General features: G+C 29.3%; 14 protein-coding genes. 10 read left to right on the top strand and 4 right to left on the bottom strand.

Translation table 11 applies throughout. The features are described from left to right. The first annotated feature begins 172 nt into the window (after positions 1 to 172). The 7 genes from sufC to sufU all read left to right on the top strand — a co-directional run bounded on the left by sufC (position 173) and on the right by sufU (position 7,301). On the top strand, positions 173 to 919 hold the full coding sequence (sufC, locus tag FVE74_RS09160; RefSeq protein ID WP_147004248.1) for a Fe-S cluster assembly ATPase SufC: 747 nt from the start codon (positions 173 to 175) through the stop codon (positions 917 to 919). 32 nt (positions 920 to 951) lie between these two features. Next, complete coding sequence (gene sufB / locus FVE74_RS09155; protein WP_197735150.1) at positions 952 to 2,364, top strand: Fe-S cluster assembly protein SufB; 1,413 nt, start codon at positions 952 to 954, stop codon at positions 2,362 to 2,364. 138 nt (positions 2,365 to 2,502) lie between these two features. Further along, a complete protein-coding gene (gene sufD, locus FVE74_RS09150) occupies positions 2,503 to 3,630 on the top strand; it encodes a Fe-S cluster assembly protein SufD (RefSeq protein ID WP_147004246.1) in 1,128 nt (375 codons plus the stop codon). 103 nt (positions 3,631 to 3,733) lie between these two features. Further along, positions 3,734 to 4,825, top strand: coding sequence for a site-specific DNA-methyltransferase (locus FVE74_RS09145; protein ID WP_147004245.1), 1,092 nt, complete (start codon positions 3,734 to 3,736; stop codon positions 4,823 to 4,825). Then, positions 4,806 to 5,606 (top strand): HinfI family type II restriction enzyme, encoded by an 801-nt coding sequence (locus FVE74_RS09140; protein ID WP_147004244.1) that lies wholly within the window; start codon positions 4,806 to 4,808, stop codon positions 5,604 to 5,606. Before FVE74_RS09145 ends, FVE74_RS09140 begins: the two co-directional genes overlap by 20 nt. Positions 5,607 to 5,616: 10 nt before the next feature. Next, positions 5,617 to 6,822 (top strand): cysteine desulfurase, encoded by a 1,206-nt coding sequence (locus tag FVE74_RS09135; RefSeq protein ID WP_147004243.1) that lies wholly within the window; start codon positions 5,617 to 5,619, stop codon positions 6,820 to 6,822. 38 nt (positions 6,823 to 6,860) lie between these two features. After that, positions 6,861 to 7,301 carry a Fe-S cluster assembly sulfur transfer protein SufU gene (gene sufU, locus FVE74_RS09130; protein ID WP_147004242.1) on the top strand — a complete coding sequence of 147 codons (441 nt, stop codon included), beginning with the start codon at positions 6,861 to 6,863 and terminating at the stop codon, positions 7,299 to 7,301. Positions 7,302 to 7,382: 81 nt separating this feature from the next. Here the strand turns inward: sufU and FVE74_RS09125 are convergent, their stop codons facing one another. From FVE74_RS09125 to FVE74_RS09110, 4 genes are all read right to left on the bottom strand, one after another. Beyond that, positions 7,383 to 8,714, bottom strand: coding sequence for a spherulation-specific family 4 protein (locus FVE74_RS09125; protein WP_147004241.1), 1,332 nt, complete (start codon positions 8,712 to 8,714; stop codon positions 7,383 to 7,385). A gap of 385 nt (positions 8,715 to 9,099) precedes the next feature. Continuing rightward, complete coding sequence (locus FVE74_RS09120; protein ID WP_147004240.1) at positions 9,100 to 9,678, bottom strand: 5-formyltetrahydrofolate cyclo-ligase; 579 nt, start codon at positions 9,676 to 9,678, stop codon at positions 9,100 to 9,102. Positions 9,679 to 9,782: 104 nt separating this feature from the next. Beyond that, positions 9,783 to 10,370, bottom strand: a complete 588-nt coding sequence (gene cobU, locus FVE74_RS09115; RefSeq protein ID WP_147004239.1) for a bifunctional adenosylcobinamide kinase/adenosylcobinamide-phosphate guanylyltransferase — start codon at positions 10,368 to 10,370, stop codon at positions 9,783 to 9,785. A gap of 257 nt (positions 10,371 to 10,627) precedes the next feature. Next, positions 10,628 to 11,284 (bottom strand): metalloregulator ArsR/SmtB family transcription factor, encoded by a 657-nt coding sequence (locus FVE74_RS09110; protein WP_147004238.1) that lies wholly within the window; start codon positions 11,282 to 11,284, stop codon positions 10,628 to 10,630. A gap of 203 nt (positions 11,285 to 11,487) precedes the next feature. On the opposite strand from FVE74_RS09110, the gene trxA reads away from it, so the two are divergent. The 3 genes from trxA (at position 11,488) to wzy (ending at position 14,711) form a co-directional block, all read left to right on the top strand. Then, entirely contained in the window at positions 11,488 to 11,799 is a 312-nt protein-coding gene (gene trxA / locus FVE74_RS09105; protein WP_060917656.1) for a thioredoxin, read from the top strand. Positions 11,800 to 11,909: 110 nt separating this feature from the next. Beyond that, positions 11,910 to 12,845 carry a thioredoxin-disulfide reductase gene (gene trxB, locus FVE74_RS09100; protein WP_147004237.1) on the top strand — a complete coding sequence of 312 codons (936 nt, stop codon included), beginning with the start codon at positions 11,910 to 11,912 and terminating at the stop codon, positions 12,843 to 12,845. A gap of 453 nt (positions 12,846 to 13,298) precedes the next feature. Further along, on the top strand, positions 13,299 to 14,711 hold the full coding sequence (wzy, locus tag FVE74_RS09095) for an O-antigen polysaccharide polymerase Wzy (protein WP_147004236.1): 1,413 nt from the start codon (positions 13,299 to 13,301) through the stop codon (positions 14,709 to 14,711). Positions 14,712 to 14,718: the final 7 nt, after the last annotated feature.

The raw sequence follows: 14,718 nt of genomic DNA, 5'->3' as shown, positions 1-14,718 counted from the left end.
AATAAAATGCAAATTGCTAAATATACTTTATTCAATTCTTGGAAGATTTGTTCGTGTAGCCGTATCATAATATTTAAACAAAATAAAAAAATAGGTTATCGAACATATTTAGTTTATAAAATTTATGAGAATTTGGATATGTTTATAAAATTTTTTTGGAGGTAAAATTAACATGAGTTTATTAGAATTAAAAAATGTAAAATCGGAAGTAGAAGGAAAGGAAATCCTGAAAGGATTAAATTTAACTATAAACAAAGGGGAAGTTCACGTAATTATGGGGCCTAATGGAGCTGGAAAATCTACGCTTGCAAGTATTCTTGTGGGACATCCAAAACATGAACTGGTTTCTGGGGACATTATTTTAGATGGAGAAAATATTAATGATGCTGCTGTAGATGAAAGGGCTAAAAAGGGGATTTTCCTGTCATTCCAATATCCAGAGGAAATACCAGGGCTTACTGTGGAGGATTTCTTGAGAACAGCAAAAGAGGCTGTTACTGGAGAAAAACAATATTTGATGCAATTTCACAATGAGTTGGTGGAAAAAATGGAAAAACTTCATATAAATCCTGAATATGCAGATAGACATTTAAATGTTGGATTCTCTGGTGGAGAAAAGAAAAAGAATGAAATTTTGCAAATGGCAGTTTTAGAGCCAAAATTGGCTATTCTGGATGAAACTGATTCTGGACTTGACATTGATGCGACAAAGATTGTATTTGAAGGAGTTCAAAAGTTAAAGACTAAGGATACAGCTTTGCTTATAATTACTCACTATGATAAAGTTCTTGACTATTTGAAGCCTGATTTTGTTCATATTTTGATGAATGGAAAGATTGTAAAGACAGGCGGACAAGAATTAGTGGAAAGAATTGAAAAAGAAGGTTATGCTAAAATAAAAGAAGAATTAGGATTATAAAATTTGATTACAGAATGGAAAGTGTGGGAATAATGGAAAATAGAAAAAAAACATATATTGCGGATATTGAGCGTGGTGTTTATGATATAAAGGATGAAGAGCATTATAGATATAAAGTTGAAAAAGGGCTTACTCCAGAAATTATTAAAAAAATTTCAGAAAGAAAAAATGAGCCTGAATGGATGAGGGAATTTAGATTAAAGGCATTGGAAGTTTATAATTCAAAGCCAATGACTGATTGGGGTCCAGATTTATCAGACCTTGACATGAATGACATTGTACATTATTTAGAGCCTGATTCGACACCAATGAATGAAAATTGGGATGATGTGCCAAGCTATATAAGAGATACGTTTGACAGACTTGGTATTCCAGAAGCTGAAAAGCAGTCACTTGCAGGAGTAGGGGCACAGTATGATTCTGAAGTAGTTTACCACAGCGTTCATAAGGAACTGGAAGAACAAGGAGTGATTTATACAGATATTGAAACAGCAATTGTAAAATATGGAGATATGCTAAAGGAATATTTTATGACATTAATTACAGTCAATGACCATAAATTCGCAGCATTGCACGGAGCAGTATGGTCTGGAGGATCATTTATCTATGTTCCAAAAGGAGTAAAGGTAAAAATGCCGTTACAGTCATATTTTAGGCTAAATGCGCCAGAAGCTGGACAATTTGAACATACCCTTATAATTGTTGATGAAGGGGCAGATTTACATTTTATCGAAGGATGTTCAGCACCTAAATATCAAAAAAATGCATTACATGCAGGAGCAGTGGAACTTTTTGTCAGAAAAGGAGCAAGATTAAGATATTCTACGATTGAAAACTGGTCAAGAAATATGTATAACTTAAATACAAAAAGAGCATTGGTGGAAGAAGACGGAGTAATAGAATGGGTGTCAGGATCATTTGGATCAAGAGTTTCTATGCTTTATCCAATGAGTATTTTAAAGGGAGATCGTTCAAGATGTGAATTTACAGGAGTTACATTTGCTGCAGCTGGGCAATATTTAGACACAGGATGTAAAATTATTCATCAGGGAAAAAATACAAGCTCGACAGTTCATTCAAAATCTATTTCAAAAAATGGAGGAACAGCTTTTTACAGGGGGCTTTTAAAAGTTCTGCCAGAAGCAACGGGAACAAGGTCAACTGTAGAATGTGAATCATTAATGCTGGATAATGAATCAACTTCAGATACAATACCAATAATTGATATAAATAACGACAGTGTGGATATTGGACATGAAGCAAAAATTGGAAGAATAAGTGACGAAGCAATATTTTATTTGATGTCAAGGGGTATTAGCGAAGATGAGGCAAAGGCGATGATTGTAAGAGGATTCGTTGAGCCAATTTCAAAAGAATTACCGCTTGAATATGCAGTTGAATTGAATAAGCTGATTGAATTGGAACTTGAAGGAACAATTGGATAATTAAAAGACTTTAGATCTGTTTGATAACTATATGGATTTAAAATTGTATAAAATAGATATTATCTAGCAAGGGGTCTTGACCCCTTTTCAAAAAAAATTACAAATACATTTATTGCTTAAAAAATGAGAGGAGAGAAAATGTTAGAAAAATCAAGCATACAGAATCTTGATAACAGCGATTACAGATTAAAAATCTTTGAAGAATATAAAACGCTTGAAAAGGTTAATTGGAAAAGAGTAGGCTACCAGTATGAAGAACCTGAAGCATTTAAGGAATTTAATAATTTGGAAATAAAAAATGAAAATCAGGATGGAGTTGTTATAAAAAATATAAATGAGTCGTTAGAAGAATTGGAAAAATTGAAAAATGACAATGATTATGGATTAGGAGATTTTTTCAAAAAACAAAATTTTGCTTTTTATAACGAAGGGAAATATTTGAAAATTGGAGAAAGAAAAAAAATTGATAAGCCAATTTATTTAAATTATCATACAAATAAGGAAAATAACTTTTTAGTTGACTATAATGTAATTGAAGTGGAAGATTTTGCAAAAGTTACAGTAATTATTAATTATGATTCACTAGATGAAACACCAGTTTATCATAATGGAATTATCAAAGTGGTTACTGGAAGAAATTCAGAAGTAAAAATTATAAAAATACAGACATTAAATACCAAAAGCTCTAATTTTGAATCATCGAAAATTGAAACAATGGGACAAGGAAAAACCGAATATTATAGCGTTGAATTAGGTGGGAAAATTAATGCGATAAGCCATAAATCATATCTTGAAGAAGATTCATCAGAAGTTTATGTATGGCCTGCATATCTTGCTGATGAAGACAGAAAGCTGGACTTGGAATATTCGGTAGTATTTCGTGGACGTAGAACGATTGGGGAGCTTCAGGCAAGGGGAGCTGTAAAGGATACTGCTAAAAAGGTATTCCGTGGAAACCTTTACTTTAAGCAAGGTTCTAGCAAGTCTGAAGGGCGTGAAGGAGAATTTGCGATTTTATTAAATGATGAAATAAAAGCTGATTCCATTCCAACGTTATTTTGTAGTGAAGATGACGTTATTGGAGAACATGCGGCTTCTGTTGGAAAAGTTGACGAGGCTAAATTATTTTATTTAATGAGCCGTGGACTCTCTGAAAACAGGGCAAAAAAATTAATAGTTGAATCTTCATTCCGTCCAATAATGGATAATATTGATGATGAAAAATTGAGAGATAAATTATTTGATGAATTGGAAAGAAGAATTTAAAAAGGAAGTTAAGAAGTAAGAATATTAAGTTTGAAAAAATACCCGCAAAGTGATATAATTTTGTATTGCTTGTGGGTAAAATTATGATTAAGGAGAGCAGTAGATGCATTTAAAGAACATATTAAATACTATTATAAAGGGAGATACAGTTGAAGAATTAAAAAAAATCCCAACTGAATCGGTAGACTTTATTTTTGCAGATCCTCCTTATTTTATGCAAACTGAAGGAGAGTTACTAAGAACTGATGGAACAAAGTTTAACGGTGTAGAGGATGAATGGGATAAATTTGATTCATTTTATGAGTATGATAATTTTTGTAATAATTGGTTAAAAGAATGTAAAAGGATATTAAAGAAAGATGGAAGTATTTGTATTATAGGATCTTTTCAAAATATATTTAGAATTGGATATTTAATGCAAAATTTAGAATTTTGGATTATAAATGATATTATTTGGAATAAATCAAATCCGGTTCCTAATTTTTCTGGCACAAGATTATGTAATTCACACGAAACAATGATTTGGTGCAGTAAAAATAAAAAAAGTAAAATAACATTTAACTATAAAACAATGAAATATTTAAATGATGGAAAACAAGAGAAAAGTGTGTGGAATATACCTGTTTGTAATGGAAATGAAAGATTAAAAGATACAAATGGAAATAAGCTGCATTCAACTCAAAAACCAGAAAAACTATTGTATAAAATTATTCTAGCAGCAACAAAACCAAATGATGTAATACTAGATCCTTTTTTTGGAACTGGGACAACTGGAGCAGTAGCAAAAGAATTGGGAAGAAATTATATAGGAATTGAAAGAGAAGAAAAATATATAGAAGGAGCAAAAATCAGAATAAATGCAAAAAAAGTAATAATTGATAAAATTTCTAATTTAGAATTAGAAACAAAACCTCCAAAAGTTCCTATGAAAAAATTATTGGAAAATGGCTATATTCAAAAAGGACAAAAGCTGTATTCAAAAGATAAAAGACAATTTTGTGAAATTCTTGAAAATGGAAATGTTTTTGATGGGACAGAAGAATTATCTATACATAAAATGAGTGCAAAATTTTTAAATAAAAAAAATAACAATGGTTGGAATTACTTTTTTTTAAATTATAATGGAGAATATATAGAGCTGGATAAATTAAGATATTTATATGTGGAGGAAAATGATGCAAAACAAACTAGATGAATTAATAAATAGCTCAATTATAGAAATAATAAATCATTCAAAAAACAGTAAAAAATTAAAAGAATTGAAAAATAAACATCTAAAAAAATTACATTTTATTCCGCAAAGATATAGAATATTTGGCGGAATACTTCAAAGCATGAATATTCAGTTTGGAAATTTTATAGAGGTCTTGATGACTAAATTGATAGAAAATGAGGGAAAATATGAAATAATAGAAAAATATAGCGGTAAAAGAAATAATAAATTTCAAATTTTATCTGCAAAAGATAGTTTAATTGATGAATATATAACAAGATGTCAAACTGAAGAAATAATACTAGAAGATGAGTTTTATAAATTGAAAAAAAGATTAAGTAAAAAATATTTTAATGGAACAATGATACAAGTGAAACATGATATTGATTTAGTATTTAAAGATAGAAAAACAGGGATTATTTATTATGTAGAGATAAAATATAATGATGATCACGATACAGGAAAATTTGTAGATATTAATAGAAAATTTATAAAAACTTATGCATATTTATTAACTGAATTTAATATAGAAGATCCTTTAAAAATAGTTCCTATCTTATTTTATTTTAATAATAAAAAAATGAAAGGTAATAATTATATTCCAGAAAAAACTAATATAAGAAGAGGAAAAAGATTTTTTGATGAGTTTTTATCACTTTCTTATGAAATCCTTGAAAACTATTTACTAGAACTATCTGAAAAACCAGAAAATATAAAAAAATTTGATGACTTATATAAATTTGTTATGGCAGAAAATTATTAAGGAGGGAAAGATGGATTATAGAAAAGAATTTCCAATATTTAAAAATAGAAATAACCATTATCTAGATACAGCGGCAACTTCGCAAAAGCCAAAAAGAGTCCTAGATAAAATTATGGAATATTATGAGAAATATAACGGAAATCCAGGACGTGGTTCGCATACATTGTCTATGGAAGCCTCAAATTTGATGGCAAATGCACGTAAAACTGTACAAAAGTTTATTAATGCAAAATATCCTGAAGAAGTGATTTTTACAAAAAATACGACAGAATCAATTAATTTGATAGCTTATTCCTATGGAATGGAATTTATAAATGAGAATGATGAAATAATACTGGGAGTTTCCAATCATCATGCAAATATTGTGCCGTGGCAATTTGTGGCTAAAAAGAAAAATGCCAAGATAAAATTTGTATATCTTACTGAAAATGGACAATTTGATATTGAAGATTTTAAAAGTAAATTGTCTGATAAAACGAAACTTGTGGCGATTTCTGCCGTGGTAAATGTTACAGGAGTTATTCAACCGATAAAAGAGATTATTGAAATCACACGTAATAAAAATAAAAATGCACTTGTTCTTGTGGATGCTGCACAGTCAATGCTGCACTTTAGACACGATGTTCAAGATTTAGATGCAGATTTTCTTGTATTTTCAGGGCATAAACTGTTTACACCGATGGGAATTGGAGTTATGTATGGGAAAAAGGAGCTTCTTGAGAAAATGCCGCCTTTTTTGTATGGTGGAGATATGATTGAGTTCGTAACGGAGCAGGAATCGACATTTGCACAGCTTCCTAACAAGTTTGAAGGCGGGACTCAAAATGTGGAAGGCGCTGTAACTTTGGAGGAAGCGATTAATTTTATTGAAGAAATAAGTTATGAGAAAATCAATGAAATTGAAAATTCGCTTACAAAAAATGCTTTGGAGAAATTGAAAAAATTAGATTTTGTGGAAACATATTTTACAAAGGATGTTGAACATGCTGGAATTATCGCTTTTAACGTGAAAAATGTACATTCCCACGATGTGGCATTTATATTGGATTCCTATGATGTGGCAGTTCGTTCAGGGCATCATTGCGCTCAGCCTTTGATGAACTATCTGGGAATACCATCGTGCTGCCGTGCTAGTTTTAGCATTTACAATAACGAAGAGGATATTGATAAATTGATAGAAGGACTTTTAAAAGTAAAAGAAGTTTTTGAATTGTAGAGAAAAATAAAAAATAAAAATTGGAAAAGGAGGTTGTTATGAATTTAGAGAAAATTTATCAGCAGACAATATTAGAATACAGTAGACGTAGAGAATTAAACCGTGAAATTGAAAATCCGACTTTTGCTGAAAGGGGGCATAATCCAAACTGCGGAGATGACTTAACTTTGGAAATAAAAACTGATGAAAATGATATAATAACAGATGCCGCATTTATCGGTTCTGGATGTGCCATTTCAACAGCTTCTATGGCTATGCTGATTGACTTGATAAAAGGAAAGTCGATGGAAGAGGCAAAAGAAAAGGTAGATTTATTTTTTAAAATGATGAAGCAAGAGGAAAAGCTGACAAGTGAAGAAAGTAAAAAGCTAGGAGATGCAGTACTTATGGAGTATGTAGCTCAAATGCCTGCAAGAGTCAAATGTGCTACGTTAAGCTGGCATTCGTTAAAAGTAATTGTAGAAAAGAGTGGAAAATAAAAAAATAAATAATAATAAAAAAGCTGTATCATAAATATCTATGAAGCAGCTTATTTTTTTATCTTTTTTTACTAAATTTTATTAAACATCCCAATTTTTACTTAAATTAAATTTAAAATCTCCAAATTTATTTATTCTTTCTGAAGGTTTTACAGTAAATTCACCTAAAATATCATACCTGAGATTAAAATAAGAAAGAAATATATCAGGTTTACATTGGAGATTTAAAAAATTCCAAAAGTCAAGGGCTGAAATTTTAAGATTCCCATTAATGCTATATTTTCCTGAGGAAACAAATTTTTGTAAATCAAACTTGTCTTCTATTCTTAAATTTTCTGCAATTTCTTCAGATGCAGGATTTTCCGAATTATTAGAAATTAATTCTGTATCTGTATTTTCTGTTGCCAGTTGTTCATTTGAAATATTTTTTTCATCTGAAGCAGTTTCGGTTTCAGGAGTATTTACTGGTAATATCAGATTTTCAAAATTTTGCGGCAAATTGCCTGGAACATTTGGAATATCAGTTGCTATCATTATAAAGCCTGCATTCCGTTCTTTAGACAGTTTTAGCAAGGTTTCGTATTGTTCAGGCGTTGCCGAATGAATAACATGGACAATACGGTTTGCATTTTTAGGATCGTTTTCAAAGTTATAAGTTCTTGGTGTCCAGTGGTTGATGTAATTATCGGCTGATTGTTCGCTTGTTAGCCATAAATCAGAGTATTTAGACATTGCATCAGTTATTGTGCCGCCAGGATTTGCAACTACGATTGAGTTGGGATACTTATTTTTTATATGATTATATATTTGTGCCATATAGTCGACTTCCAGTGGATTTGTTCCTGATGAGATTTCATCAATAAAAAATCCAGAAATATTGTTTGAGCCGTAAAACTGTATGTATTTATCAATTTCAGAAGTTACTTTTTTTATACTTTTTGTATATTCATCTGTTGTGACATATCCTAAATTTTTGATTCCCATTTCCTTATTTTTTCTAATTTGAACAATATATTCATATTCTGCCTTGTCAGAAGGTCCATTTTCAGGATTAATAATAACATAAGGAACTGTTGTTTCAGTTTTGGTGGAATCTTTTTCATTAATTTTTTCAGGTTCTGAAAAAGAATTATCAATTGGACTTTTGTGAAATCCATTTAAATATCCAAAATCTACTTTAAATTCATCTTCATTTTTCAAGTTATTTTTTATAATATCGTAAATTTCTTCGTTTTTTGAAAATTCAATATTTTTCTTATTTAATAAATTTCTTTTATTTCGAGATAATTTCTCATTTGTAATATTTATGGATGGAGCATTATTTGATTCCACTTTTTCTCCAAATCCTAAACCTGTCATTCCTGCTAAAAAAGATGGGATCAAAAAATTATTATTTTTTAACTTTTTCTTCATATAGACCTCCTTCCTGAAATTTACTTCTTTTAATTTTATACTAAATCCCATTTAAAAATAGAAATTATTATTTGCTAACAAGAGATTTTAGTCTCTTGCAAGAAAATTTGTAGCCAGTTCACTGTTTAAATGGGAAATAGCGTTAAAAGAATTTTTTGACCAATAGAAATTATAAAATAATAAATTCGGACTGTTGAATTTGCTTTGTAGTCCGAATTAGAATATACTCGAACCCCGTTAATACTGATCTAATTAATAGTGAATAAACTTTTGGGGATTTTTATTAAAATATTTTGTTTATTTTAGCAATATATAATATCATTTTTTTTTTATAATTTCAAGAAAAAATTTTTTTTAATTTTTATTTTCCATAGTTTTCCAAGAATTATAAAACTTCACTTTCATTAATGACAAGATCCAAAGTTATATCATGCCCTTCAATTGGCACTTCCTCAATCATTTGAAAATCATAGCAAACTCCTATAAACAAAGTATTCTTATTTTTTTCCCTAACCTTATTCAGAAAAGTGTCATAATATCCGCCACCAAATCCAATCCGATTTTTACTGGAATCAAATGCAAGTGCTGGAACAATCACAATATCCAGAATTTTCTCATCATAAAAATCATCTGAAGAAGACTCGTAATACCCAAATTTATGCAAAACAAGCTCATTTTCGTTATATTTGTTAATTTTCATTTCCCTGTTTTTACTATTTACAATTTTTGAAATAAAAAAATTTTTTTCAGGATAAAGTTCTATTAATTTTGTAATTCTCACTTCATTTTTCATGTCCATAAAAATCATTATATTTTGGGCATTTTTTAAATATGGAGTTAAATTTTCTATAATTAATTCACTTTTTTTGTCTACTTCTTCAAGAGAAAGATTGCTTCTCTTTTCTAAAATCTGTTTTCTAATTTCATCTTTTTTTATTTGTAAATCTGTTTTTTGTTTTTTCATATTAAAATGTTCTCCTTTATTTTACCTTGTTTCTTATCATTTGTAAAAGTCTGTAAAATCTGATTAATACTAAATTTCATTTGAAAAATAAAAGTATATTTTATTTATTTTATTTTCATTGGAATCCCGGAAACTACAAGATACACTTCATCTGCTGTTTCAGCTACAATCTGATTCATTTTCCCGGCAATCTCACGAAAATACCTTCCCAGCGGATAACTTGGCACAAGTCCCATTCCCAGCTCATTTGAGACAATTATAGCATTTTCAAATTGATCTGCAACATTTAGCAGTTCAATTACTGAATGTTCCACATCTTTATTTAGTTTTTCTAAAGTTTGAATATACAATTTTTTTTCAAAATTATCCCAGTCAATGTTCTGATTTTCAAAAATTATATTAGTAATCATATTTGTAAGGCAGTCTACAAGCATATTATTTTTTATTTTATCATTATTTTCAAAAAAATTACTTAATTCATTTTCAAAATTTTTGTACGCCTCTACTGTAAACCATTCATCTTTTCTTCTTTTTTTGTGCAAACGCACCTTTTCCTTCACTTCTTCATCAAATACAAGTGATGTTGCCAAATATACATTTTTCTGCTTTCCATTATTTAATTTCAAAAGCATCTCTTCAGCAAATTTGCTTTTCCCGCTTTTAGCTCCGCCAGTAACAAAAATTAATCCCATTTTTTCTCCTGTTTTATATCATTTTTTTTATTTCAATAGACTTGTTCAATAACTATGCAAACTTGGAATTTAATAAAATAAATATCCTAAAGCAAGAAGTTTTGACCCCTTGTAAAAATAAAAAAACTTAGATTATATAGTGAACCCTATTTAGATTAAACTGCTAAAAATTATAAAAATTTAAGGTTTGAGTAAATTAGTCATAACTTCGAGTTTAGTTTTAAAGCAGTTTTACTATAAAATGCATCTAAATAAAACTAAAAATTTTTATTTTTCTGCCAGTCATAGTAGCTTTGATTCAGGCTATATGCCTGAAAACCGTTATCATTTAACAATTTGGAAGCCAAATTTGCATAGGCGCAGTTTCTTCCACGACAGTAAACAATGATTTTCTTATCTTTTGGTAAATTTTTAATATTTTGCTCAAGATGTTTCATTGGAATATTAATTGCATTTTCTATATGGCTTGAATTAAATTCATCTTCAGGCCGTAAATCTATTATTAATGTTTCATTTTGTTCAGCCATTTCATAAGCCTGTTCTAATGTAATAGGGCGGATTTTCATACAGCTGTCATTAAATTCATTATGTATTCGCTGAATATCTGCCAGCTGTTTTTCCCCCACTCCAATTAAAAGGTATACCAAGTCAATTATCTGCGTATTTGCAATTTCATAAACAACATAATTTCCCTTTTTCTCACTAATAACCAGATTTCCATCCTTTAAAATCTGTAAATGCCTAGAAGTATTTGCGATGCTCATTCCTGTTTCATTTGAAATGCTTTCCACAGTTTTTGCCCCTTGTACAAGCAGATCCAGTATTTCAATCCTTTTTTCACTAGACAGGCATTTTCCAATTTTTGATAATCCTGAATATAGGCTATTTTTATAATTTTCACATATTTTATCCATTTATTTATCTTCCTTTTTAATTATAATAGTAAAATTTTAAATAAAAGTATTGACAATTTTTTTTAAATATGATACTATTCAATTACTTAATTGAATAGTTGATTTTCTAAAAATAGTATAACACAAATTTTTTAAAAAATAAACTATAAATTTACTAACTTAAATAAAGAAAAAAAATAAAAAAAGAAAGAGGATGATGTAAAATGGCATTAAATTTAAATAAAGATAATTTTGAAAAGAGTATTGCAAATGGAGTGGCTCTAGTAGATTTTTGGGCTAGCTGGTGCGGACCTTGTAAAATGCAGCTTCCTATTATTGAAGAATTTTCAGGAGAAATGGAAGGAAAAGCTACAGTTGGAAAAGTAAATGTAGATGAAGAATTGGAATTGGCACAATCTTTTGGAATCCAAAGCATTCCTACATTAATTTTATTCAAAGATGGAAAACCTGTTAAAAAATTAGTTGGATTACATTCAAAAGAAGCGCTTTATGAAGAAGTAAATCAAGTGTTATAATTACAATCAGGTGAAATAGGTTATTAAAGAAATATTTATTTATAAAACAAGTCTAGCGGTTATTTTTTCTGCTAGACTTTAATAATATAAAAAAGGAATGGTGAAAAAATATGTACGATTCAGTAATTATCGGATCAGGGCCGGCAGGACTTACAGCCGCAATTTATTTAAGCCGTGCTGGACTAAAAAATATCGTAATAAATGGAATGGAGCCAGGCGGACAGCTTATAACGACAACAGAAGTTGAAAACTTTCCAGGATTTCCACAAGGAATTTCAGGACCGCAATTAATGGAAGATATAAAGTCTCAATCTCAAAATTTTGGAACTGAATTTTTGCAAGCGGTGGTAAAAGATATTAAAGATGTTGAAAATAATGGGAAAAAGACATTTGAATTACATTTAGATAATGGAAATATTGTAGAAACAAAGACAATAATTTTATCAACAGGGGCAAGTGCAAAATATCTTGGAATTGAAAATGAAAGGGAAAATATTGGAAAAGGAGTCAGTGCCTGTGCTACTTGTGATGGATTTTTCTATCGTGGAAAAGAAGTGGTTGTAATTGGCGGGGGAGATACTGCAATGGAAGAGGCTTTATTTTTAACAAAATTTGTAAATAAAGTTACTATTATTAATAGAAGGGAATTTTTACGTGCTTCTGCAATTATGCAAAAAAGAGCAAGAGATAATGAAAAAATCGAGTGGAAGCTGGATTACACGCCTAAAAAAGTATTGGCAGATGAAAAAGTTACAGGAATTGAACTTCTAAATAATAAAACCGGAGAAATCGAAACTTTTAAAACAGATGGAATTTTTGTGGCAATTGGAAGAACTCCAAATACAAAATTTCTTGAGGGAAAAGTTGAAATTGACGACAGAGGCTACGTTATGACAAAGGGAAAATCTTCTAAAACAAGCACTTCTGGAATTTTTGCAGCAGGAGATGTTCAAGATAGTAAATATCAGCAGGCGATTGTTGCGGCAGGAAGTGGAGCAATTGCAGCGCTTGATGTGGAAGAATATTTGAGGGAAAATAATTTATAATTTTTTAGATTGAAAATATATTTGAAGAAACTGTCTTAAATTAGATAGTTTCTTTTTTTGTTTTTTTAAATATATATTCAAACTTATTTAAAATTAAACTATTAAAGATCATATAAATTCAGGGTTTAAGTAAAATAGTCATAATTTTTGAGTTCAGTTTTTAAAGCAGTTTTACTATAAATATTCTGAAGCAAGGAGTTTTGAACTTTTGTGAAATAAAAAATTAAGTTGTCGAACAGGTCTGTAATAAAAAGTGAAGTGAAAATTAAGAATTGAAAAAAATATTTATCATTGAAGTTTTAGTGGCGATATGATAAAATTTTAGATGAAATCATAGTAAAACTAATTTAGAAAAAACTATGGATATTTATTCAATCCCATGTTTGATTTGAAACAGATTGATATTAAAAGGATTTGAGTATAAAAGAAAAAAATGAAAATAGAGGTAAATTGATGAAAAGTAGTAATCTTATAAAAGAAGATAGAATTGGATTTTTAATATTTCATATGTTTGTTATTGCATTTGTGCTATTTTTAAAAAGTGTGGTGACTTTTCCAAATGATGCATTGGAAATGAAATTTTTAGAATGTCTGCTTATGGGAGTGTATATTTATACATTTTTTACGGCAAAAATTTATTTGGAGTGGTTAAATTCGTATATGATTTTTTTGTATACGCTGTTTTTGTTTAATTTTACAAGGATATTTCTGGATATTGTGAACTATAAGGAATTTGGATGGGCTACGAAGTTTGCTAACTTTTACTTTTATTATGATGTGAGAAATGAGATAATAACAGTTTTTTTACTTGTCTTATTGTTTACACATTTGGGATTTTTTATTGGAATTTCAAATGAAAAAATTAGTGAAATAAGAAGCAGCATAACGCTTGAAAGCAGAAGAATGTTTACGGATATTGGAATGGCTTTATTTATAATCTCATTGCCTGCTTTAGCCTACAAAATGTTCATACAGTTAAGAGTAATATTACATGCTGGATATGAGGCTTATTATACTGGGATTTTAAAGGGCGTCGATTATCCTGCATTTACAAAAGGCTCTGGAACAGTAATGACAATCGGATTTTTAATATTTTTAATTTCAATTCCATCCAAAAGAAAATTTTTGACAATTTCTTCCCTTTATCTTATGGTAAAACTGTTGGATTCGTTCAAGGGGGCAAGAGCAATATTTTTGACACAGCTGCTTTTTATAATGTGGTATTATGCAAAAGTCTATGGAATCAGGATAAAAGCCAAGACAATGGTAAAATTAGTAGGATTTACAGTGATTTTCTCACAAATTTTAGTATCTATCCGAAGTAAAAAAATATTCAGTTTAGATTTAATAAACACAATTTACAATTTCCTATTTTCTCAAGGTGTAAGTTACCTTGTCCTAGGCTACACAATTAACTTCAAGCATAACATTGTCGGACATGGAAGTTATCCGTACATTTTGCAGGGACTGTTAGGCTTCCAACCACAGTCGCTTGAAACTCTTGAAACAACAAATTCACTTGCAGACAGATTAACATATTACCTAAATTCAGGAGCTTATCTAAAAGGTGAAGGAATTGGTTCAAATTACATCGCTGAAATGTATGATTTAGGATATATCTGGTTAATTATAATCTCAATTTTACTTGGAATTGCAATTATAAAGTATGAAAAATATGTTGTAAAAAATAGATTTTTATTATTAACAAGTTATTACTTTATCCCAAATTTATTTTACATCCCAAGAGGTTCATTCTTTGGAGAAGGATTAATAAAAAATATGGCAATGCTAATTGCAGTTTACGTTCTAGTCTTTAGCTTTGACTATATGTACAGGAAGATTGAGGAAAAGAAGGAACTGATTTGATTTTTTT

The organism is Leptotrichia wadei (assembly GCF_007990445.1).
Classification (GTDB): domain Bacteria; phylum Fusobacteriota; class Fusobacteriia; order Fusobacteriales; family Leptotrichiaceae; genus Leptotrichia; species Leptotrichia wadei_A.
The sequence above is the reverse complement of the archived record's forward strand: the minus strand, read 5'-3'. Positions and strand labels throughout refer to the sequence as shown.